The sequence below is a fragment of the Rhizobium sp. WSM1328 genome, assembly GCF_057653715.1.
This window is the reverse complement of record NZ_CM172788.1, coordinates 2,999,707-3,020,761: the sequence shown is the minus strand read 5'-3', so window position 1 is coordinate 3,020,761 and position 21,055 is coordinate 2,999,707. Positions and strand designations below refer to the sequence as shown.

20 protein-coding genes are annotated in these 21,055 nt (G+C 61.1%); 8 read left to right on the top strand and 12 right to left on the bottom strand.

The window, feature by feature from the left end; translation table 11 throughout:
• Positions 1 to 65: 65 nt before the first annotated feature.
• Complete coding sequence (locus AC2444_RS15355; RefSeq protein ID WP_012758452.1) at positions 66 to 1,178, top strand: hypothetical protein; 1,113 nt, start codon at positions 66 to 68, stop codon at positions 1,176 to 1,178.
• Between the two features lie 72 nt (positions 1,179 to 1,250).
• On the opposite strand, the gene ychF is transcribed toward AC2444_RS15355, so the two are convergent.
• A complete protein-coding gene (ychF, locus tag AC2444_RS15350) occupies positions 1,251 to 2,354 on the bottom strand; it encodes a redox-regulated ATPase YchF (RefSeq protein ID WP_012758451.1) in 1,104 nt (367 codons plus the stop codon).
• Positions 2,355 to 2,696: 342 nt separating this feature from the next.
• On the opposite strand from ychF, the gene clpS reads away from it, so the two are divergent.
• A complete protein-coding gene (clpS, locus tag AC2444_RS15345; protein WP_012758450.1) occupies positions 2,697 to 3,008 on the top strand; it encodes an ATP-dependent Clp protease adapter ClpS in 312 nt (103 codons plus the stop codon).
• A gap of 11 nt (positions 3,009 to 3,019) precedes the next feature.
• Here clpS and AC2444_RS15340 read toward each other — a convergent pair whose 3' ends face one another.
• The 5 genes from AC2444_RS15340 to AC2444_RS15320 form a co-directional block, all read right to left on the bottom strand.
• Complete coding sequence (locus AC2444_RS15340; protein WP_012758449.1) at positions 3,020 to 3,481, bottom strand: GNAT family N-acetyltransferase; 462 nt, start codon at positions 3,479 to 3,481, stop codon at positions 3,020 to 3,022.
• Positions 3,478 to 4,209 (bottom strand): aminoacyl-tRNA hydrolase, encoded by a 732-nt coding sequence (gene pth / locus AC2444_RS15335; RefSeq protein ID WP_012758448.1) that lies wholly within the window; start codon positions 4,207 to 4,209, stop codon positions 3,478 to 3,480. Before pth ends, AC2444_RS15340 begins: the two co-directional genes overlap by 4 nt.
• A gap of 191 nt (positions 4,210 to 4,400) precedes the next feature.
• Complete coding sequence (locus AC2444_RS15330; protein ID WP_012758447.1) at positions 4,401 to 5,114, bottom strand: substrate-binding periplasmic protein; 714 nt, start codon at positions 5,112 to 5,114, stop codon at positions 4,401 to 4,403.
• Positions 5,115 to 5,139: 25 nt separating this feature from the next.
• Positions 5,140 to 7,491 (bottom strand): EAL domain-containing protein, encoded by a 2,352-nt coding sequence (locus AC2444_RS15325; RefSeq protein WP_012758446.1) that lies wholly within the window; start codon positions 7,489 to 7,491, stop codon positions 5,140 to 5,142.
• 185 nt (positions 7,492 to 7,676) lie between these two features.
• The gene (locus AC2444_RS15320) at positions 7,677 to 8,285 is read right to left on the bottom strand and encodes a 50S ribosomal protein L25/general stress protein Ctc (RefSeq protein ID WP_012758445.1); all 609 of its coding nucleotides are present in this window, start codon (positions 8,283 to 8,285) and stop codon (positions 7,677 to 7,679) included.
• Between the two features lie 296 nt (positions 8,286 to 8,581).
• On the opposite strand from AC2444_RS15320, the gene AC2444_RS15315 reads away from it, so the two are divergent.
• On the top strand, positions 8,582 to 10,666 hold the full coding sequence (locus AC2444_RS15315) for a putative bifunctional diguanylate cyclase/phosphodiesterase (RefSeq protein ID WP_012758444.1): 2,085 nt from the start codon (positions 8,582 to 8,584) through the stop codon (positions 10,664 to 10,666).
• A gap of 102 nt (positions 10,667 to 10,768) precedes the next feature.
• Positions 10,769 to 12,319 (top strand): hypothetical protein, encoded by a 1,551-nt coding sequence (locus AC2444_RS15310; protein ID WP_012758443.1) that lies wholly within the window; start codon positions 10,769 to 10,771, stop codon positions 12,317 to 12,319.
• Between the two features lie 222 nt (positions 12,320 to 12,541).
• On the opposite strand, the gene AC2444_RS15305 is transcribed toward AC2444_RS15310, so the two are convergent.
• The 6 genes from AC2444_RS15305 to lgt all read right to left on the bottom strand — a co-directional run bounded on the left by AC2444_RS15305 (position 12,542) and on the right by lgt (position 18,521).
• Positions 12,542 to 13,474 carry a ribose-phosphate pyrophosphokinase gene (locus AC2444_RS15305; RefSeq protein WP_011652946.1) on the bottom strand — a complete coding sequence of 311 codons (933 nt, stop codon included), beginning with the start codon at positions 13,472 to 13,474 and terminating at the stop codon, positions 12,542 to 12,544.
• A 105-nt stretch (positions 13,475 to 13,579) separates the two neighbouring features.
• Positions 13,580 to 14,401: a hypothetical protein gene (locus tag AC2444_RS15300; RefSeq protein ID WP_012758442.1), complete on the bottom strand. Its 822-nt coding sequence runs from the start codon at positions 14,399 to 14,401 to the stop codon at positions 13,580 to 13,582.
• A 91-nt stretch (positions 14,402 to 14,492) separates the two neighbouring features.
• Positions 14,493 to 15,644, bottom strand: coding sequence for a M24 family metallopeptidase (locus AC2444_RS15295; RefSeq protein ID WP_128405960.1), 1,152 nt, complete (start codon positions 15,642 to 15,644; stop codon positions 14,493 to 14,495).
• A 5-nt stretch (positions 15,645 to 15,649) separates the two neighbouring features.
• On the bottom strand, positions 15,650 to 16,444 hold the full coding sequence (gene pgeF / locus AC2444_RS15290; protein ID WP_012758440.1) for a peptidoglycan editing factor PgeF: 795 nt from the start codon (positions 16,442 to 16,444) through the stop codon (positions 15,650 to 15,652).
• Positions 16,445 to 16,555: 111 nt separating this feature from the next.
• The gene (locus tag AC2444_RS15285; protein ID WP_012758439.1) at positions 16,556 to 17,656 is read right to left on the bottom strand and encodes a class I SAM-dependent methyltransferase; all 1,101 of its coding nucleotides are present in this window, start codon (positions 17,654 to 17,656) and stop codon (positions 16,556 to 16,558) included.
• Positions 17,657 to 17,672: 16 nt separating this feature from the next.
• The gene (gene lgt / locus AC2444_RS15280; RefSeq protein WP_012758438.1) at positions 17,673 to 18,521 is read right to left on the bottom strand and encodes a prolipoprotein diacylglyceryl transferase; all 849 of its coding nucleotides are present in this window, start codon (positions 18,519 to 18,521) and stop codon (positions 17,673 to 17,675) included.
• Between the two features lie 201 nt (positions 18,522 to 18,722).
• Between lgt and AC2444_RS15275 the strand changes: the two genes are divergently transcribed.
• The 4 genes from AC2444_RS15275 (at position 18,723) to AC2444_RS15260 (ending at position 21,054) form a co-directional block, all read left to right on the top strand.
• A complete protein-coding gene (locus tag AC2444_RS15275; protein ID WP_012758437.1) occupies positions 18,723 to 18,983 on the top strand; it encodes an accessory factor UbiK family protein in 261 nt (86 codons plus the stop codon).
• Positions 18,984 to 19,372: 389 nt separating this feature from the next.
• Positions 19,373 to 19,873 carry a type III secretion system chaperone family protein gene (locus AC2444_RS15270; protein ID WP_003541709.1) on the top strand — a complete coding sequence of 167 codons (501 nt, stop codon included), beginning with the start codon at positions 19,373 to 19,375 and terminating at the stop codon, positions 19,871 to 19,873.
• Position 19,874: 1 nt separating this feature from the next.
• The gene (gene proC / locus AC2444_RS15265) at positions 19,875 to 20,702 is read left to right on the top strand and encodes a pyrroline-5-carboxylate reductase (RefSeq protein WP_012758436.1); all 828 of its coding nucleotides are present in this window, start codon (positions 19,875 to 19,877) and stop codon (positions 20,700 to 20,702) included.
• A gap of 10 nt (positions 20,703 to 20,712) precedes the next feature.
• Complete coding sequence (locus AC2444_RS15260) at positions 20,713 to 21,054, top strand: tRNA-binding protein (RefSeq protein ID WP_012758435.1); 342 nt, start codon at positions 20,713 to 20,715, stop codon at positions 21,052 to 21,054.
• Position 21,055: the final 1 nt, after the last annotated feature.

Here is a 21,055-nt window from a genome sequence, read left to right as displayed (position 1 = left end):
ATGCAGCGCACAATGCTTACAATAGCATCCGCCCGGGCTCAATGATTCCGGGGAGATAAACCGGCATGACTGAACTAAGGTCGATACTTGACGAGGCCGTGCGCCAGGAGCTGATTTCGCCGGAGGCGGGCGGGCGGCTTTTGCCGTTCCTGATGGAGCGCGGGGTCGCCGTCGTCGGGGGCGGCGTCGCTGAGGCACAGCCGGCAATGGCGGCGGAGGGGCAGGCCTGGTCGGATACAGAGACGCCAAGCTTCGTGCGCGGCTTCCACGACGTGCTGATCACCATCGGCGTCGTGGTGGCGCTCGGCGGCCTCTGGGGGCTTGCCGCACTTTATGCCGTACTGCCTACGATCATCGTGCTTTCGGAAATCCTGGTGCGCCGCCAGCGGCTTGCCCTGCCGGCCGTCAGCCTGACGATCGCGCTGTTCTGCTGGACATTCCTGCTGATGTCCTTCTTCTTCAAACCGGGAACATCAGCCTTCAATAATATTGGGGCGGAGGCGACGCAGTTCGTCGCCGGCTTCCCGATCGTTCTCGGCCTCTATTATGCCCGGTACCGCGTGCCGCTGTCGCTGGCGCTCTGCATCACCTCGGCCCTTGCACTGGTGTTCACCTTGCTATTGCGCCTCATGCAATGGGCGAGTGGCGATCCGCAATTCTTCTCCAACCATCCCCTCCTGTTCGCGGTGGTCTTCCTCGTTTGCGCGCTCGGGCTGTTTGCAACGGCGCTCTATTTCGACCTCGGCGACCGGTTGCGCCGGACGATACGCTCCGATATCGCCTTCTGGCTTCATCTGGGTGCGGCACCGGCACTGCTCTTCAGCGTAAGGCTGCTGATGTCGTTCGACGGCAATTTGCTGGATGTTGCCCGGGCCGTGTCGATCAAGACGCCCATCATTGTCATCAGCGTGGCGGTGTTGATGCTGATCGGCCTTGTCATCGACCGGCGCGCCTTCGTCACGTCAGGCCTGCTGTCGCTCGGTTTTGCGATCTACGGCATTTTCCGCCAAGGGAGTGCGACTGTTGATACCTATATCTTCACGACGCTGATCGTCGTTGGAGCGATCGTGCTCATCATCGGAACAGGCTGGATGCCGCTGCGCCGTATCGTGCTGCGGGCGCTGCCGCTGGTAATCTCGCAGAGATTGCCGCCTGCCGTCGCGGGGGCGGTATCGTAGACCTTATGATTTCGCCCAAACCGCCGAGCGGTTTGGACGAGATGCATTGGTCGAGACAGCAGCGGTCTGCGATCAGGTGTTGAAGCGGAAATGGATGACGTCGCCGTCTTGGACGACGTATTCCTTGCCTTCGTCGCGCGCCTTGCCGGCATCCTTGGCGCCGACTTCGCCGTTGTATTTGATGTAGTCGTCATAGGCGATGGTGTTTGCGCGGATGAAGCCACGCTCGAAATCCGAATGGATGACGCCGGCGGCCTGTGGCGCCTTGGTGCCGCGCTCGATCGTCCAGGCGCGCGTTTCCTTCGGGCCGACAGTGAAATAGGTGATGAGGTGGAGCAGCTTGTAGCCGGCCCGGATCAGCCGGTCGAGGCCGGCCTCGTCAAGGTCGAGGGCGGAGAGGAATTCCTTGGCTTCTTCTTCGGGAAGCTGGGCAACCTCCGATTCGATCGCCGCCGAGATGACGACGGTTTCGGCACCCTGTTCCTTCGCCATGACGGCAACAGCCTCGGTGAATTCGTTGCCGGTCGAAGCATCGCCTTCGGCGACGTTGCAGACGTAGAGCACCGGATGCGAGGTCAGAAGATTGAGGCTCTTGAGGATGACGATTTCTTCCGCATCGAGCGTCGACAGCAGCGTGCGAACCGGCTTGCCTTCGTTGAGCAGCTTCAGCGAGGCATCCATGATCGGCAGCATCGCCACCGATTCCTTGTCCTTGCCGGTGGCGCGCTTGCGCGTCTGCTCGGTGCGGCGCTCCAGGCTTTCGAGGTCGGCAAGCATCAGCTCGGTCTCGATCGTCTCGGCATCGGCGACCGGGTTGATGCGCCCCTCGACATGCGTGATGTCGCTGTCTTCGAAGCAGCGTAGCACATGGACGATGGCGTCGACTTCGCGGATATTGGCGAGGAACTGGTTGCCGAGGCCTTCACCCTTCGAGGCGCCGCGCACCAGGCCGGCAATGTCGACGAAGGAGATGCGGGTCGGGATTAGTTCCTTGGACTTGGCGATGTCGGCAAGCTTGCGCATGCGCGGATCGGGAACGGCGACTTCGCCGGTGTTCGGCTCGATGGTGCAGAAGGGATAATTCGCCGCCTGTGCCGCCGCCGTCTTGGTGAGCGCGTTGAAGAGGGTCGATTTGCCGACATTCGGCAGCCCGACGATACCGCATTTGAAGCCCATCGCTAAAACCTGCTGTTCTTGAATTCCTTGCTGGTGCCTATGGGATAAAGGAGCATTATGGTCAAGTCTTAGAGAGCTTTTAACGTCGCTCACTTGCCGATGGATCGGTGCTGGCCTATTCTTGAAAGCGATGGAGATTTCGACATATTGCTGATTTCATCAGAATGCCGGTCGCTGTTCGCATGGACGCAGTTGCCCCTCTCAGTATCGAAGCCGGCGACCTGCCCCTGCCTGTTTGAGGCCGGGAGCCGCGCCGGTTGACCGTCGAAAATTCGTCATCGACAATGATTAGCTGGTTTTGAAGATTACCAACTCCATGTCATCAACGGGTGGATTTTTCCGATGAGTGACAATGACATTGCCCTGAAACCGAAGACCAAGGTGAAGCCGAAGCTGGATAAGCCGAAGCTCTACAAGGTCATCCTCGTCAATGACGATTATACGCCGCGCGAATTGGTGATCATGATCCTGAAGGCCGTCTTCCGCATGAGCGAGGAGACCGGCTACCGGGTGATGATGACGGCGCACAAGCTCGGTTCATGCGTGGTCGTGGTCTGCGCCAAGGACATCGCGGAGACCAAGGCCAAGGAGGGCATCGACCTTGCCAAGGGCATGGGCTATCCGCTGATGTTCACCGCGGAGCCGGAGGAATAGGCATTTCGGGTTCAGGGCCGGCGGATCTGATAGCCGGTCTTGTCCTGAACGAAGCCGCAATTCTCGTAGAAGCGCAGCGTCGCCGGGCTCTTCGAGCCGGTGAGCAGCATCACCTTGTAGCAGCCGGCCTTCCAAGCCTGCGTCACTGCATGGCCGATGACGGCGCCGGCATAACCGCGCTGGCGGTGATCGGCGTTGGTGACGACGTTTTCAATCAGCGCATAGGAGGCGCCGTTGCGCGTCATGTTCGGCACGACGATCAGGGTGGCGGTTGCAACGGCGAGATCGCCGGCGAAGCCGATGAAAACGGTCATGCCGGGCTGGGCGAGGATGGTGGAGAAGCGCTCTTCAGCCAGGGCCCTGTCGAGAACCGGATCGGTCTGGTTCAAGTGCTGGTAGAGGATGGTCAGCCCGGGAAGGTCGCCGGCGGCTGCGGCACGGATGGCGAAATCTTCGTGCGGCACCGGTCTCATTCCCCCTTGTTGCCGAACATCTTCTTCAACATGTCGGCCATCGGGCCGGAGGCCGGCAGCTTCGGCTGATTGTGGTTGCGGGCCTGATGGATATGCGACTGGCCGGCCGGCTTCTTCTCGGCGTCCTTCTTTTCCTTCGCCGGTTTCTCCTCCTCGGCCTTGCCGCCGAGCGCCAGCGCGATCTTGTTCATCAGCTGCGAATCCTCGTTTCGCACCAGCATGTCGGCATTGTCGGCGAGCGTGTCGAGAAGCGGCTCCAGCCAGGCCTTGTCGGCCTTGGCGAAATCGCCGAGCACATGGTTCTGCACCATTTCCTTGATGCCGGGATGGCCGATACCGAGGCGCAGCCGGCGGTATTCCCTGCCGCAATGCGCATCGAGCGACTTGATGCCATTGTGGCCGTTATGGCCGCCGCCGGTCTTCAGCCGCGCCTTGCCCTGGGGAAGGTCGAGTTCGTCGTAGATCGCTACAAGATCGGTGGGCTGGAGCTTATAGAAGCGCATCGCCTCGCCGACGGACTCACCGGAGAGGTTCATGAAGGTTTGCGGCTTGATCAGCAGCACCTTCTCGCCGGCGACCTCGCCCTCGGCGATCTCGGCCCGGAACTTCTTCGACCAGGGCGAGAAGCCGTGGCGCCGATGGATGGCGTCGACGGCCATGAAGCCGATATTGTGGCGGTTGCCGGCGTATTTGCCGCCGGGATTGCCGAGACCCGCGATGATCAGCATGGCCTGTCTTTCCTCGCTAAAGCATGTCGTGCAAAAGTGTGCAGCGGTTTTGCGACAACGACATGCGTAAAAACAAAGACCTAAGGCGCGATAAGCGAATCTGAAAGATCCCGACGCGCTTTAGAACTTACCGCCGTTCACCACCGCGAAATGAAAGCAAAGTCAAGCGGAAAGGGCAGTTGTCGCCAGGGTCATTCCGACAGGTTCATGCCGTATTTTAGGAAGATCTGCTTCTGGTCGCCATCGGCGATCAGCTTGTCGAGGGCAGCCTGCATCCTGGTGAGCAGATCGTCTGGAAAGTTCTTCTCGCAGGCGATGCCCATCGGCTGGGAGGAGAGCACGGTCACTATCTCCACCGGCTGGTCGACCCGCAACTTCTCGAAATAGAGTTCGGAGATCGGCATCATGTCGATGCGCCCGCCAAGCAGTTTGCGCAGCGTCGCGTTGAAGTCGCTGGCGACATCGAGCTTGGTGAAGCCTTTCTCTTTCAGGATCGTCTCGGTGTAATCCTCGCGCTGCGTGCCGACCGTATATTTCTTCGCCTTGTCCAGATTGTCGGCGGTGACGCCCGAGCCCTTGCGGGTGATCAGGATGTTGCGGTCGATGAGCAGCGGCTCGACCCATTTGAACAACGGGTCGCGTGCGCCATTGTGGGCGGTCGCGAAGACACAGGTCATCGGCGCCGTGCGGGCAAGGCTAAAAGCGCGCGCCCAGGGCATGATCTCGATCGTGTAATCGACGCCGATCGCGGCCATCACCTTTTCGACTTGCTCGACGGTCGCGCCTTTGATCTCCTTGCCTTCGCGATAGTTGAAAGGGGCATAGTCCTCGGTCGTGAACGTCACCGTTTGCGCATGGGCGGTGCAGGGCAGCGCCAGACATGCGAGAAGCAGGAGCTTTTTCATCTGTATCATCTCCTTGGTTCGTCGTTTACGAGGCGCGTGCGACGGCCGACTGCAAGGCCATCAGTTGCTCGATCAGCGTGGCTGCGTGCTGTGGACGATGGAAGAGATAGCCCTGACCATAGTCAAGCCCCATCTGGTGGAGCGTGCGGCATTCCTCTTCGGTCTCGATGCCCTCGGCAATGACGGTGCAGTTCATCTTGTGGGAAAGCGTGGTGATGCCTTCGATCAGCATGCGGCTCTTCTGGCGCACGTCGTCGTCGCCGTCGTTGATCGCGCGGGTGAAGGACTGGTCGATCTTGATGATGTCGACGGGGAAGCGGTTGAGGTAGCTCAGCGACGAATAGCCGGTGCCGAAATCGTCAAGCGCGATGCGGCAACCGAAGCGACGAAGCTCCGTGACGATCATGCGGATCTGCGGGTTGTCGTGCATCAGCACGGCTTCGGTGATCTCGACGACGATGCGCTCGGGGCGGATGCCGTGGCGACCGACGATGGCGGCAAGACGGGCCGGCAGCGCCGGCTCGAACTGCAACGGCGAGAAGTTGATGGCGAGATAGGTATCCTGCATGCCTGATATGCGGGAAATCTCCGCGAGGTTGGCGATCGCCTTTTCCATGATGACGTTGCCGACGCGGACGATCTTTGCCGTTTCCTCGGCGACGCTGATGATCTCGGCCGGCGGCATCAAGCCCTTCTGCGGATGGTTGAGGCGCATCAGCGCCTCGAAACCGGCAATGCCTCGGCCGTTCAGGGTAACGATCGGCTGCAGAAAGGCTTCGAACCAGTTGTCGACGAGGCCGGCTTCGATATTGGCCTCGATTTCGGCGCGGCTGCGGGCACGGTCGAGCATGGCATTGTCGAAGAGCTGCGCGCCGTTCTTGCCGTCGCGTTTCTTGGCATACATCGCCATGTCGGATTTCTGGAGCAGTTCGGCCGCGGTTGCGGCATGATGCGGATAGATGGCGATGCCGACGGAAGCGCTCAGATGCATGTCGGGGGCGAACGGCGTTTCGAAGATCGAGGCAATCTGCTCGCACATCACCTTGGCGCGTTTTTCGGCGTCCTTCGCCGGCAGCAGGATGGCAAATTCGTCGCCGCCGAGACGGGCGGCCTCGTCGGAGGGGGCAAGATGGGTCTTCAGGCGCTCGACGAGCTCGATCAGCGCCATGTCGCCGGCGGCGTGGCCCATATTGTCGTTGATCCACTTGAAGCGGTCGAGATCGACGAAGAGGCAGGCGAGTTCGTGGCCGGCAGCGTCGGCGGCGGCGATCTTGTTGTCGAGTACGGCTTCGAAGCCCTGGCGATTGAGAAGACCGGTCAGGTGATCGGTGATTGCCTGGCGGTGGTTGCGGTCCTCGGAGGCCTTGAGTTCGGTCACATCGGCCATGACCGATAGCGAGAGGCGGTCTTGAGCGCCAGCGCCCGCCTCCGATTCCATAATAAGGACGTCCATGGTGCGGCCATCCAGGCAGATGAACTTGACGGTGACGGTCATGCCGCTTTCGCCCTGGCGGCGCTTGACGAATTTGTCGCGGGTCGGGGGAGTGACGAGATCGGCGAAGTTGCGGCCGATGATGGCGGCGCGGTTGTAACCCGTGGCAAGCAGCCAATAATCGCTGACGGCGGTGATGCGGTCTTCCTCGTCGAGCGAGAAGAGCATGGCGGGCGTCAGATTGTAGATGTCGGTGGCGCGGCGGTGGGCAAGCTTCAGCTCCTTTTCCTCGCTTTCGAGCTTGGTCTGCATCTCGTTGAAGCTATGGGCAAGCCGCCCCATCTCGTCGTTCGACTGCCAGTCGACATGGTGGCGGGAGCCCAGCTGGCGGGTGGCCTCGATCGCCGCCGTCAGCCGCATCAACGGCTGGATGACGAAGAAGCGGTTGCCGATCAGCGCCGTGCCGAAAACGGTCAGCACCGCGAAGATGAAGATCGAGATGAAGACAACCTCTTCCTGCTTCAGGCCGGAAAACAGGCCGAGCGCAGGATAATAGACGCTGATGCTGCCGAGGTTCTTCGGACCGTCGACGGTGTTGTAGATGATGGCGCGCGACACCTGCACCAGCTTGCCGTCGAAGGAGCGCGGAATGGTGGACTGGCTGACGTCGAGCTGGCCTGACTGGTCACGCACTTCGACCTTGACGATGGCGCCCTGGGAAACGACCGTCGCGCTGATCTGAGTGACGCTCTCCTCATCGAGATCCCACAGCGGTTTGGCCAGCGCCTGGGCATTGGCGACAAGAAGAACGGAGATATGGTCGCGTATTTCCTTGTCGGCCCGTTCCGAGGAAAGAAATAGGAAGAGAACAAAGAGGGGAGCGACAAAGACGAGCAGCGCTCCGCAAACTATCGCAAAAAATCTGTTCTCAACGGAATTGTTCATGGTTCCGTCTACTCCCCCAGGCCGGCCATATTTGCTGTCGCGCGTTGAGGCGGGCTTCTTCGCAGCTGACGAAACATGCTTTCACGAATTTGTTAAATGTTGCTGAAACGGGGCGTTTCCGGACAATGAAAAGCCCGCTTTCCAGGGGAAAGCGGGCCATATGCTTTACAAATTGGTCGAAGCGATCAGGCTTCGGCTCCACCTTCCGCAGCACTCTCGTCAATGCCGCCAGCCGGGGCAATGATGGTCGCGATCGTGAAGTCGCGGTCGATCACAGGAGTGACACCCTTCGGCAGGGTGACTTCCGCGATATGGATGCTGTCACCGATCTTCTTGCCGCTGAGGTCGATGTTGAAGAACTCAGGGATTGCATCGGCCGGGCAATGAACTTCGACTTCATGGCGAACGATGTTCAGAACACCGCCGACCTTGAGGCCCGGGGACTTCTCTTCGTTGATGAAGTGCACGGGGATTTCGACGGTCACCTGGGTGTTGCCGGAGACGCGCAGGAAATCGACATGCATGGTGAAGTCACGGACCGGATCGAGCTGGTAGTCCTTCGGCAGAACCTTGTGCTTCTTGCCGTCGACGTCGATCGTCGCCACGGTGGTCATGAAACCACCGGCGTGAATGCGCTTCGTCACCTCATTGGTGTTGAGAGCGATGGCAATGGGGGCCTGCTTGTCACCATAGATGACAGCGGGAATCAAACCGTTGCGGCGAAGTTCACGGGCGGACCCCTTACCAACCCGTTCGCGCGCCTCGGCCTTGAGCTCGTAAGTTTCCTGGCTCATGGCTATTCCTTTCGAGGTTATTTGGAGAGTTCGGCGGCGGGCAAAAGCCTTGTTCCGACGAACCGGAGGCGGTATGACCCGACCTCATCCGCGTTGCCTCCAAGGGTGTCTACACGGACCGGTGGCCTATATTATAAGTCGATCGGAAACGCAAGTTGCGGATTTGGGTTGTTTTTCGCCCATATACACGCTTTCGCCAAGGTTTAACCATCGAAAACGAAATCGGCGGCGATTAATAGATCCTGCGTTTGCCGGCCAATATAAGCAGGGCCGTCTCAATTTGCCGGTTGCCTCTCATGTTGCGTGTCCTTTCCTGCATCACCGTCGAACACAGCCTTCCGCATCTGATCTTCGCCACCGTTATTTGTGTGCTCGGATCGATGCTGTCGATGCGCCTCTTCACCCGGGTGCGCCGATCGCAGGGGTTGCAGAAAACCAACTGGTTGTTTCTCTCTGGTTTTGTTGGCGGCTCGACCATCTGGACGACGCATTTCATCGCCATGCTCGGTTACCAGACGCCGGTGGCGAACGGCTATGAGCCGACGTTGACGCTGCTGTCGCTGTTTGCCGCCGTCGCGACGACGATGACCGGCTTTACCATCGCGTCAATCGCGCAGAAGAGCCCGCTTATCGAGGCAGGCGGCGTTATCGTCGGCCTCGGCATCGCGGTAATGCACTATGTCGGGATCGCCGGTTACGAGATCGAGGGTCGTCTCGAATGGCAGACCTCTTATGTCGTCGCCTCGCTGGTCTTCGCCGGCTTGTTCGGCGCAGTCGCCACCAATCGCGTCTGCCGGCCGATCACGCGTTTCTGCCGCCACGGGGCTGCCCTTTCGCTGATCCTTGCGATCGTGCTCACGCATTTCACCGGCATGGCGGGGCTGACGATCCTGCCGGATGCCACTGTTGCGGCACCCACCGAGATCATCTCGGACGGCATCATGACCGGTCTCGTCAGCGCCGTCATGATCATCATCCTGGTGCTGGGCGCCTCCACCTATATTATCGACATGCAGTCGACGCAGGCAGCCGTCGAGCGTTATCGCCATCTGTCGCTGCATGACCCGCTGACCAATCTTGCCAATCGCGCCGCCTTCAACGAGCATCTGTCGGCGCTGGTCAACAAGCCGAAGGACATGACGGCCAATATTGCCGTGCTCTCCTTCGACCTCGACCGTTTCAAGGAAATCAACGACGTTCACGGCCACGCCGCCGGCGATGCCGTGCTGCGCGCCGTCGCCGAACGGCTGTCCAAGATCATGCTGAACGGCCAGTTCGTGGCGCGGGTCGGCGGCGACGAGTTCGTCGCCGTCATGTGCGATTATTTCGTCCGTTCGGACGCCAAGGGACTGGCACAACGCATGCTCGACGAGATCGCCCGGCCGATCGAATGGAACGGCCATGCGCTGACCGTCGGCTCCAGTATCGGTATCTCCACCTATCCCGGACAGGCGGACACTTTGGACGACCTGCTGTCACAGGCCGATATCGCCATGTATCGGGCAAAATCGACAGCGACCAACAGCATATGCTTCTACGAGCCCTCGATGGATCAGGCAGCGCGCGAACGCAACGCGTTGGCGAGCGAGATGCGGGAGGGATTGGCGCGCGGCGAATTCGAGCTGTTCTACCAGCAGCAGAATGACACGGTGACGCGCGACATCGTTGGCCTGGAAGTGCTCCTGCGCTGGAGACATCCTGTGCGCGGCTACATCTCACCCGTCGAATTCATTCCGATCGCGGAGAAGACCGGCTTTATCATTGAGCTTGGTGAATGGGTGCTGCGGGCCGCTTGCGCGGAAGCGGCGACATGGAAGAACCCGTTACGCATCGCCGTCAACGTCGCGCCGCAGCAGCTCGGCGACAACCGCCTACCGCAGATCGTGCATCAGATCCTGCTTGAGACCGGCCTGCCGGCGGCGCGACTCGAGATCGAGATCACCGAATCCGGCATCATCGCCGATCATCAACATGCGCTTCAGGCCATCCGCCGGCTGAAGGCGCTCGGCGTCAAGGTGGCGATGGACGATTACGGCACCGGTTATTCGTCACTGTCGACACTGCAGAGCTTCCCGTTCGACAAGATCAAGATCGACCGCGCCTTCGTCGACGGCGTCGTCACCAACAAGCAGTCTGCGGCAATCGTGCGTTCGACGCTTATTCTTGCAGCAAGCCTCGACATACCGGTGCTTGCTGAAGGCGTCGAAAACGAAGACCATATCGACTTCCTGCGACGGGAAGGCTGCCTGCAGGTGCAGGGCTTCCTCTTCGGTAAGCCGGGACCGCGCTCGGGCATCGAGGCGATCGTCAACGGCGAGGTGCCGGCCGCACAGCAGGAAACGGTTCTTGCGCCGGCCGTGAAAAAATCCGCGGCCGCGTGAGCGGCAAATTGCCATTCTCTGCCGCAGCTGAGGTTGACATCGGCGCGCTTCGCATCTTTGGATGGCCCGCATTCAAAAAAGCGGCTGAGGAGAAATCGGACTATGCGTCTCAAACTTGTCACGGCAACGAGCTTGCTGGCACTTTGCCTTGTCACCACGGCCCAGGGTGTCGAGATCAATCAGGATGGCGCCAATGCGGTCAAGGACACGCTGACGAAGCTGCTTCCCGAGGATCTGGCCAAGAGCGGCCTGATCACCGTCAATCCGGCGGGGGCGCGATACGAGATCATTTACGATCTGGCGAAGCTGCTTGCCAAAGCCGATCCGGCGACATTCGCGATCAACGGGCTGACGCCGTTCTCGATGTTCGCCACGCCGCTCGATAGCGGGCTCTGGAACATCGAGGGTGACAACAACCTCAACGTTTCCGGCCATTTCAAAGGCCCCGACCAGAAGCCGACGGATTTTTCCTACTCCATCGCTTCGCTTGTCTATACCGGCGTCTTCGACCCGGCGATCAGCTATCTGCGCTCCGGCACCTTCACCGGCAAGGACATCAAGGTCACCAGCAAGTCCGACACCGAGGAAGTCCATGCCAGCATCGCCGCGATCGACCAAAAGCTGAGTTCGACGGACAGCGCAGGCGGCAACGGGCGTATCGATTTTGCGGGCAGCGGCTCGATGTCGACTTTCGTCGAGCAGGTTTCCGGCCTGCAAATGCCGCCTGTCGAAATCCGTGCCGATTCGATCGATTTCGATGCGAAGGTGAACGGCCTGCCGGCCAAACAAATCCGCGAGATCGTCCTTTTCGTTCTCGACCATCTCGAGGAGAAGGAACTAGGCCCGGAGAATAGCGGCAAGATTAAGGGAATGCTGAAGGAAGCCTTCCCGATTCTTGCCTCGTTCAGCGAGACGATCGGGGTCAATAATCTGACCATCAGCAGCCAGATGGGCAATGGCGGCGTCAAGGCGTTCGGTTACAACCTGGCCATCGATGGGCCGAGCGACGCCATGCGTTTCGGCTTCGGCATCAATGCGCAGGACATCAGCCTCGACAGCCCGCTGATTCCGCCAAGCTATTCGCCTTTCATGCCGACCAGCTTCGAGCTGCAACTCGCCATGCCGAATCTGGATTTCGCCACCTTCGGCGAAGCCCTCATGGCGATGGATTTCAATGACAAGGCGCCGGAGACGAGCGGCGAGGAGATGAGCAAGAAGCTCTTCCGCGACGGCCGGCTCGCCGTCGAGTTTCCGAAGGTCAGCGCCAAATCCGACGTCTACGACCTCGATATGACCGGCAAGATCGAGGGGCGGGTCGACACCGAAAAGGACTATTCCATGGAGGCGACGATCCTTGCCCGTGATCTCGACAAGACGATTGCCGCGGTTCAGGAGCTTGCCAAGACGGATCCCGATCTCAACCAGGTCTCCTTCGGCATCATGATGGTGAAGGGTTTCGCGAAGACCGATGCAGATGGTCGTTCGCGCTGGGACATCAGCGTCGGCCGCGACGGCGCGATCGCCGTCAACGGCCAGGTGGTCAAGGGGCCGGATGGTCCGGATCAAAATCAAGATCAGGGGCTGGAGCCAGACCAGGAGCAGGAACCGGATCAGGGTCAGGACACGGTACCTGCGCCGCCGCAGCAGCCTTGAGCCTTATCAATTGGGATCAGAAATGAAAGGAAGCCGGCCTTGTGCCGGCTTTTTTGTGCCCAACGATCGCAACGGCGGTTTATTCTGGGCTTTCGTTGTCACCGAACGCGGCTCGGCGACAATCAACGGGCCAGCAATTCATGCGGCTTGGAGAAATAACCCGGTAATAGCTTGGTCCATCTGATGCAGAAATTGAAAGAGCCGGTCGAATGCCGGCTCTTTTTAATCGAACAGGCTAGAGACGGACTCTTCCTGAGCCGTTCGGCTGATGGCTTCGCCGATCAGAGGGGCCGTGGTCACGATGCGGATATTGTGCGCCGAGAGAACCGCCGTGGTCGGCTGGATCGAATCCGTGATGACGAGTTCGCGAAGCTTCGAGGAAGTGACGCGGGTGACTGCGCCGCCCGAGAGAACGCCGTGGGTGATATAGGCGGTGACACTGGATGCGCCCTTGGCCAACATCGCGTCGGCCGCGTTGCAGAGCGTGCCGCCGGAATCGACAATGTCGTCGATCAGCAGACAATCTTTGCCGGTGATGTCACCGATGATGTTCATGACTTCGGATTCACCCGGCCGCTCGCGACGCTTGTCGACGATGGCCAGAAGACAGTCCAGCCGCTTGGCCAGCGCGCGGGCGCGAACCACACCACCGACGTCAGGCGAGACGACCACGACGTTGCTGAGGTCATAATGGCTCTTGATGTCGCGCGTCAGCACGGGCATGGCGAAGAGATTGTCGGTCGGGATATCGAAGAAGCCCTGGATCTGCCCGGCATGGAGATCGAGCGTCATGACACGGTCGGCGCCGGCTTCGGTAATGAGGTTTGCAACCAGCTTGGCGGAGATCGGTGTGCGGCCTGAAGCACGACGGTCCTGACGGGCATAGCCGAAATAGGGTAGGACGGCGGTGATGCGGCGGGCCGATGAACGACGCATCGCGTCGATCATGATCAGCAATTCCATCAGGTGGTCGTTGGCAGGAAAGGCGGTGGGCTGTACGAGGAAAACGTCCTCGCCGCGCACATTTTCCTGGATTTCCACGAAGATTTCCTGATCGGCAAACCTCCGGACACTGGCTTTCCCCAAGGGAACATTGAGATAGTTGCAGATCGCTTCGGCGAGTTGCCGGTTCGAATTGCCTGCGAAAACCTTCATTTTGGTCCGCCTGTTACGCGCTGATAGCCGCGCTTTTTAGTCAGCTTCCCCGTGAATGCAAGGGCAAAGGCGCCACAGGCTTCCATATTTGCAAAAAGTTTGTGACTAACCGCCCTTTGTCTGCCGCCAGGAGGAGAATTCCGCGATGGTTTTTGAGCCGATTTGCTGCATCACCGAGGCTGGAACACCCGCCCAGGGATCGGCCGCGGCCGTCGGCACGCTTTCCTGGCCCTGGATGCGGTGCAGGCGGGCGCCGCCGCTGTCGAGAACGTCCCAGACATAGACCACGGTAACCTTGCCGGCATCGCTGAAGGCGGAGAGATAGCCTTTGAGGATGTAATCGCTGCTCCCATCGGTCGAGCTCTTGATGGAAAGGCCATGCGAGCGCGCCTCGGCGCCGAGCTGGCGCGAGAGTGGTGTCACGGCCTGCACCGGCGCGCCGATGATCGGCAGGAAGCGTACGGTATTGCCGCGGGCGGTGGAGGAATTGGGGGGGAGAGCGGCGGTCTGCTGCGGCTGTTGCGCCTCGGCCGGCGGAGCCGGCTGTGCGGCAAGCTCACCACTGGCCGCCGACGGGGGCAGCGATTGTCCGTCGATCGGGGCAGAGGCGGCCGGTGAGGAGCCGCTTCTCGACAGGGCGTCTGCCTGTTCCTGCATCGTCGTCGGCGCCGCGCCGGTGCCGGGCCGATAGGCCCGCTGCGACTGATCATAGGCTGGATGGTAGCCGCCCTGCTGCGAGCTTCCCGAGAAACGCGGCTGGCGGGTGCCTGCCAAACTCTCGGCTTCGCTCTGCGTCACCGGGCTCGACGGGGCGTCCCCGGAGGAATTGCCGATATCGACCTGCGGCGTAAGCGCATCGGTCGTGTTGCAGGCTGTCAATAGAGCCATGACGAACAGGAGCGTGGGCACAATCGCAGCTCGCGTCATCCCTTGGTCCGTCCTTCCCGCAATCGCAATCAGCCCCACCCGAATTTATGCGGGTGGGGACGGTCGTCTGTCAATTCCGGATTCTCACCGGTCAGAGCCCGATGAAATCGAGCGGATGGCGGGATAGCGCGCGCGGCGCATCCGCTGTCGTCAGATAGGTCTGGCCGAGCGTCATCGCCGTGCCCGTATCTGAGTCGGCGATGATCATGTGCACGAAGAGCGACATGTTCGGCTCGATCGGCTGCGGATTGCCGACATGGAACATCTGATGCTCCATCCAGGAGGGCGAGAAGCGGGCGCCGAGCGAATAACCGCAGGCATTCAGCCGGTGGCGAGCCAGGCCGCGCTCGTCGATGATCCTGGCATGCATGTCGAAGACATCGCCAAAGGTCTGGCCGGGCTTCAGCACGGTTTCGATCGCCTCGATGGTTTCGCGGCAGGCGTTGTAAAGCTCGCGGTGGCGATGCGTCGGCTCGCCGATGACGATCGTGCGCATCATGGCGGCATGGTAATGCGCATAGGCGCCAGCCCATTCGAGCGTCAACTGGTCGTTGGCGTCGAGCTTGCGGCGGCCGGCCTTGTAGCGGCAGAGCAGCGCGTCGGCGCCGGAGCCGATGATAAACTCGTTGGCGGGATAGTCGCCGCCGCCGGAAAAGATCGCACCCTGCATGGCAGCGAGGATATCCGCCTCGTCGGCGCCGGGCTTTGTCAACCGGATCGCGGCATCGAGCGCATCGTCGGCGAGAGCGGCGGCGCGCTCGACATAGGCGACCTCCGTCGGGCTCTTGATCAGGCGCAGCCGGCTGACGAGGTAGGAGGCGTCGACGATCTGGCCGAAGGTGGTCAATTGCGCGTCGAGCAGCCGGGCGACGCGGCCGGTCATGCCGTGGGTATCATATTCGATGCCGATGCGGGCGCCGAGCAGGTCCAGCTCAACCAGCAGGTTCTTCAGGTCGAGCGTCGGGTCGGCATTGACCCGGTCGACCCAGATATGGATGTCCTCGAGGATCGAGGTATGCCTGGCCTGGCGAAGATCAGCCGAGCGGGTGATCAGCGCCATGGTGCCGTCGCTCTTGACGACCAGCGTCTGGAAGAAGCAATAGCCGAAGGTGTCGTAGCCGGTCAGCCAGTACATGCTTTCCTGGGCGAAGAGCAGCAAGGCGTCGAGCTTTTCTTCCTTCATCTTCTCGGTGAGGCGCGCAAGCCGGCTTGCGAATTCGGCCTTTTCGAAATGCAGTGCCATTCTGCTCAAGTCTCCCTGATTGATATCGCGGAAATCTGGCGGCCGTAATCCGGCTCCTTGCGATGTGTCGTCCTGCGGTAGGAAAAGAAGCGCTCGTTGTCCGGATAAGTGCAGAGGCCGAGGCTTTCGGCACGCACGCCGGCTTTCGTCAGCCGGTCGACGGTCAGTGCCGGCAGGTCGAACATGGCGCGGCCAGGCGTTGTGGAAGGCACGAAAAAGCGCTCGTCGTCCGGGTTTTCGGCGACGAAACGCTCGACGAATTCGGGACCGACCTCATAGCTTGTCTGGCTGATCGAGGGGCCAAGGCAGGCGACGATGCTGGCGCGGTCAGCACCCAGCGCCTCCATGGCAGCGACGGTATTTTCGAGCACGCCCGTCAACGCGCCCTTCCAGCCGGCGTGGGCGGCACCGATGACGCGATTGTCCGGGTCGGCAAACAGGATGGGTCCGCAATCGGCGGCGAGCACGCCAAGCGCAATGCCAGGGGTGCGCGTTACCATCGCATCCGCGTCGGGGCGGGCGCCGTCGTAATCGGCGCCAATAGTCACGACATCGGGGGAATGGACCTGATGCACGGTTGCCAGCCGCTCGACCGGCAAGCCGAACCAGGCGGCGACGCGACGGCGGTTTTCCAAGACCTTGTCGCGTTCGTCGCCGGAGCCGAGGCCGACGTTAAGGCCACGATACAGCCCTTCGGAAACGCCGCCGGTCCGAGTGAAATAACCGTGCCGGATCGTGGCGCCCGCCGCTTCGTTCAGCAGCGCGCTTTCGATCGGTGCGGGAGAGGCCGCGTCCTGCATCTGTGATTCCGGGGTTTTCGAGGGGTTTGTTGTTATCCCAAGCGCATCGCATATGCGGCGCGCTTCAAGTTCTTGTTTCGGGCGGATGTTGAACCAGCCGCGTGCGCCCTGTCAATCCACCGGACGAAAGGGCATGAGATCGATGGCGGGATAAGAGACCGCCATCACCTTGAAGAGTTCGCCCATCCGGCCTTCACCGGCGCCGGCAAGCCTTTCGACCGCCGCCTGGATGACCTGCTGGGTGTGCGGCTCGCGATCACGGCCGAGAGCGGTTGCGCGCTCGAGGATGCCGAGGCCGGTCAGAAAATCACCTTGGTGCAGGGCGCCGTTCAGATAGAGGCCAGCCGCAAGCGCTGTTTCGGCGAGTTGCTGGAAGTCGACATGGCTCGTCAGATCGGCTTCGCCTGGATGCGCGAGCGGCGGGTCGAATTCATGCATGCGCACGGCCTGCAGCGTATCGCCGAAGCCGGTGACGAGATGGCCGTAGTCGATCGCAAGCGCCGTGCCGCCGAAGGCGCGCAACCGCTCGCAGATCGCCATCATCACCGCCTGGCGGGCAGGCGAGATCTCGAAGAGTGTGCCGACCGGCACGTTCTGCACCGGTTCGGGAAGAAGCGTGGGATCGATGCCGGCGACGCCGGGGGCGAAGGTCAGCTCGCCGTCGGCGTCGATGCCGACCATGCGCTCGCGAAAACCCGTCGCCATGCGAACGAACTGGCGGATCGGGATGGCGTCGAAGAGTTCGTTGGCGGCAATCAGCGTGAAGCCGGGAGGTACTTCGTCGAAGCCATTATGCCAGGTGATCTTCTCGCCGTGGGGTTCGAGCGTCTGGCTCTGGACATCGCGCAGCCGCTCGCTGGTTTCGACAAGATGCACGGTCATGACGTCGAAAAGCGGTGGAGCGATGCGGGAGATGACGCGCAGCATGTCTGATATCATGGTGCCGCGGCCGGGGCCGATCTCGACGAGGCGGACGTCTGTCGGTGTGCCATGGCGCTGCCACGCATGGACGATGAAGACGCCGATCATCTCGCCGAAGATCTGGCTGACCTCGGGCGCGGTGACGAAATCACCGGAACGGCCGAAGGGCTCGCGGGTGCGGTAATAGCCGTGTTCGGGGTCCGCGAGGCAGAGCGAGAAATAATCGGTGACGCTGATCGGGCCGTTGGCCTGGATAATCGCCTTGATCTTTTCGCCTAGAGCGGTGGTCATGTCGCGTCCTGCCGTTTCAGAGCTGCAGCGCAGCCTGGCGGCGAGCCCGCAGCATCGCCCAGAGGCCAAGCAGGATCATCGGGGAGGAGAGCACCATGCCCATGGTCAGCCAGTTCGTGCCGAGGAGGTAACCGAGCTGGGCGTCAGGCTCGCGGAAGAATTCGACGAAGATGCGCGACAGCGCATAACCGCAAACGAAGACGCCTGTAATGAAGCCGGGGCTTTTCAGTGCGCGCATGCCAAAGATGAAAGCGGCCAGCCCCAGGAGCAGAACGATGCCTTCGAGGCCGGCTTCGTAGAGCTGGCTTGGGTGGCGGGCGAAGGGGCCGCCGGTCGGGAAGACCACGGCCCAGGGCACGTCGGTCAAACGGCCCCAGAGCTCGCCATTGATGAAATTGGCGATGCGGCCGAAGAAGAGGCCGAAGGGAACGACCGCGGCGACGATGTCGAACAGGCTCCAGATCGGGATGGCGTTGCGGCGGGCAAAGAGGATCATGGCGATCGTCGTGCCGGTCAGGCCGCCATGGAAGGACATGCCACCGTTCCAGATCTCGAGCGCACGGACGGGACTGCGCAGGACAGCGGGGAGATCATAAAAGAAAATATAGCCGAGACGACCGCCGAGGACGACACCAAGCGCTGCCCAGACGATGAAATCGTCGAGCTGCACCTTTGTTATCGGCGAGACGTTGCCGGGCCAGAGACTTTCATTGGCGGCGAGGCGGCGCGCATAGGCCCAGCCGAGCAGGATGCCGGCAACATAGGCGAGACCATACCAATGAATCGCCAGCGGACCGATCGAAAAGGCGATCGGATCGATATCCGGGAAAGGCATGATGGCAAGGAGATCGGCTGCTGTCGGCAAGGTTTTCCACCTGTTGAGTTGCGCGGAACATGCCGTTGCGATCCCGGACGGTCAAGTCCATTGTTCGTGATGGCCCATTCCCGGCCTGTTCCGGCAAGCTTATCCCGTGCAAAGCGCTTGCATCGTCGATGGCGAAGCCCTACCTCAATCCTCGAGGCCCCGAAGGGCTGAATTCACCTCATGCGAAGGGAGAAAAACGCCATGACGACCGGAACGAACCGCATCATGGACGAATTCGCCAAGCTGATGACCGATGCGGCCGGTGCCGCCCAGGGCGTCCGCAAGGAGATCGAGACCGCCTTCAACGCCCAGGCCGAGCGTTGGCTGAACAGCATGGACATCGTCAAGCGAGAGGAGTTCGAGGCCGTGCGCGAGATGGCGATCAAGGCACGCGACGAGAACGAGGCACTTGCCGCCCGCATCGCAGCACTCGAGGCAAAGCTTGCCGGCGAGGGCACTTAAGTCCCGATACGACACAGATGCGGCGTGGCCTTCATGCCACACGCCGCATCTTCCGTAAAAAAACCAGGTGAGTTTTCCACCTGTGGACACTGCCAAAAAAGCCAATTCGCAGAGTCGCTTATTCTCCCTTCTGAATTGAATTTCGAAGAGCCTTTCCACAGTGGCCGGTCCTATTTTCCGTTCAGGGGGCTGGCAGGGGACCAGGGGCGCTATACACTGATTTTAAATGATGATTCGAAGCGACGTGGTAAGCTCCGGGCAGGTTATCTGCGTTAAGTCTGGCAGCGGTTCAACGATCATCCGAGTGGTGGTTCCGGTATTTTGCGTGTGTCTTGCTTGTGTTCGTACACCAAGTTAGGTCGCATTCGTTCCGGTCAAGAAGGTGCTGCATGAACCTGATGGAATTGGAAGTCGAGCGTCAGTCGAACCCGGTCGATATGATCGAGTATGTTGCCTCCAACAACGACTGGTCGTTCGAACGGTCCGGCGAGGACGAGATCGCAATGACGGTCGAGGGCCGCTGGACGGACTACCACGTCTCCTTCTCCTGGATGGAGGAATTCGAGGCGCTGCATCTTGGCTGCGCCTTCGATATCAAAGTTCCCGACATCAGGGTCAACGAGGTGGTCAAGCTGCTCTCGGCGATCAACGGGCAGGTGCTGATGGGTCATTTCGACCTCTGGCGCCAGGAAGATGTCGTCATTTTCCGCCAATCGCTGCTGCTTGCCGGCGGCGCGGAGCCTACCAATCGCCAGGTTGAGGTGCTGCTTTCCAGCGCGCTCGACACCTGCGAGGCCTATTTCCAGGCATTCCAGTTCGTCGTCTGGTCCGGCATGGAAGCGACGAAGGCGATGGAAGCCGTGCTGTTCGAAACGGTCGGCGAGGCTTGAGATGCCGACGAAGGCTTTCTCCTCGACACATCCCGTCGTTCTGATCGGTGCCGGAAACATGGGCGGGGCGATGCTCTCCGGCTGGCTGAAAAGCGGCGTTCCAGGCTCGGCCGTCATCGTTGTCGATCCAGGCCCGTCGCCGGCGATGCTTTCGACGATCAGCGAGGCTGGCGCGACCCATCTGACCGCACTTCCCACGGATTTGAAGGCAAGCGTGCTGTTCCTCGCGGTCAAGCCGCAGGTGATGGAGACGGTGCTGCCGGCGGTGAAGAGTGCCGTCGGGCCGGAGACGGTCGTCGTCTCGGTCGCGGCCGGCAAGACGCTCGGTTTCCTTGAAAGACATCTCGGCAAGGCCGCCATGGTGCGGGCCATGCCGAACACGCCGGCCATGGTCGGGCGCGGCGTCACCGGCGCCTTTGCCAATGCTGGCGTGAACGACCAGCAGCGCGAGCGCGTGCATTCCCTTCTGCGCGTCTCGGGGCCGGTCGAATGGGTGCCGGCGGAAGCCGATATCGATGCCGTGACGGCGCTTTCGGGCAGCGGTCCGGCTTATGTATTCTATCTCGTCGAATGTATGGCGGAGGCAGGCCGTAAACTCGGCCTGCAGGCGGACCTCGCCATGCGTCTTGCGCGGGAAACAGTCGCGGGGGCTGGTGAACTCATGCACCAGTCCCCCGACGACGCTTCGCGGCTGCGGGAGAATGTGACCTCTCCCGGCGGCACGACGGCGGCGGCGCTCGCCGTGCTGATGGCCGAAGACGGCATGCAGCCCTTGTTCGACGCAGCCCTTGCGGCGGCGCGCAAGCGGGCCGAGGAACTGGCCGGCTGACGGAGACCATATGGCAGAAGAGATCACCTACCTCGATTTCGAGCGTGTCGATATTCGTGTTGGCACGATCATCGAGGCCGGTCCCTTTCCGGAGGCACGCAAGCCGGCGTTTAAACTCCTGATCGATTTCGGTCCTGAGATCGGCACGAAAAAATCCTCAGCGCAGATCACCGTGCATTATACGCCGGAAAGCCTGATCGGCCGGCAGGTGCTCGGCGTCGTCAACTTCCCGCCGCGCCAGATCGGGCCATTCCGCTCGGAAGTGCTGACGCTGGGTTTCGAGGACGAGAACGGCGCGATCGTGCTTGCTGCGGTCGAACAGCCGGTGCCGAACGGCCGAAAGATGATGTGAG

Excerpts from the sequence above, each read along its gene's own strand:
- AC2444_RS15355 (WP_012758452.1), top strand. The coding sequence starts at position 66 with ATGACTGAACTAAGGTCGATACTTGACGAGGCCGTGCGCCAGGAGCTG.
- ychF (WP_012758451.1), bottom strand. The coding sequence starts at position 2,354 with ATGGGCTTCAAATGCGGTATCGTCGGGCTGCCGAATGTCGGCAAATCG.
- clpS (WP_012758450.1), top strand. The coding sequence starts at position 2,697 with ATGAGTGACAATGACATTGCCCTGAAACCGAAGACCAAGGTGAAGCCG.
- AC2444_RS15340 (WP_012758449.1), bottom strand. The coding sequence starts at position 3,481 with ATGAGACCGGTGCCGCACGAAGATTTCGCCATCCGTGCCGCAGCCGCC.
- pth (WP_012758448.1), bottom strand. The coding sequence starts at position 4,209 with ATGCTGATCATCGCGGGTCTCGGCAATCCCGGCGGCAAATACGCCGGC.
- AC2444_RS15330 (WP_012758447.1), bottom strand. The coding sequence starts at position 5,114 with ATGAAAAAGCTCCTGCTTCTCGCATGTCTGGCGCTGCCCTGCACCGCC.
- AC2444_RS15325 (WP_012758446.1), bottom strand. The coding sequence starts at position 7,491 with ATGAACAATTCCGTTGAGAACAGATTTTTTGCGATAGTTTGCGGAGCG.
- AC2444_RS15320 (WP_012758445.1), bottom strand. The coding sequence starts at position 8,285 with ATGAGCCAGGAAACTTACGAGCTCAAGGCCGAGGCGCGCGAACGGGTT.
- AC2444_RS15315 (WP_012758444.1), top strand. The coding sequence starts at position 8,582 with ATGTTGCGTGTCCTTTCCTGCATCACCGTCGAACACAGCCTTCCGCAT.
- AC2444_RS15310 (WP_012758443.1), top strand. The coding sequence starts at position 10,769 with ATGCGTCTCAAACTTGTCACGGCAACGAGCTTGCTGGCACTTTGCCTT.
- AC2444_RS15305 (WP_011652946.1), bottom strand. The coding sequence starts at position 13,474 with ATGAAGGTTTTCGCAGGCAATTCGAACCGGCAACTCGCCGAAGCGATC.
- AC2444_RS15300 (WP_012758442.1), bottom strand. The coding sequence starts at position 14,401 with ATGACGCGAGCTGCGATTGTGCCCACGCTCCTGTTCGTCATGGCTCTA.
- AC2444_RS15295 (WP_128405960.1), bottom strand. The coding sequence starts at position 15,644 with ATGGCACTGCATTTCGAAAAGGCCGAATTCGCAAGCCGGCTTGCGCGC.
- pgeF (WP_012758440.1), bottom strand. The coding sequence starts at position 16,444 with ATGCAGGACGCGGCCTCTCCCGCACCGATCGAAAGCGCGCTGCTGAAC.
- AC2444_RS15285 (WP_012758439.1), bottom strand. The coding sequence starts at position 17,656 with ATGACCACCGCTCTAGGCGAAAAGATCAAGGCGATTATCCAGGCCAAC.
- AC2444_RS15275 (WP_012758437.1), top strand. The coding sequence starts at position 18,723 with ATGACGACCGGAACGAACCGCATCATGGACGAATTCGCCAAGCTGATG.
- AC2444_RS15270 (WP_003541709.1), top strand. The coding sequence starts at position 19,373 with ATGAACCTGATGGAATTGGAAGTCGAGCGTCAGTCGAACCCGGTCGAT.
- proC (WP_012758436.1), top strand. The coding sequence starts at position 19,875 with ATGCCGACGAAGGCTTTCTCCTCGACACATCCCGTCGTTCTGATCGGT.
- AC2444_RS15260 (WP_012758435.1), top strand. The coding sequence starts at position 20,713 with ATGGCAGAAGAGATCACCTACCTCGATTTCGAGCGTGTCGATATTCGT.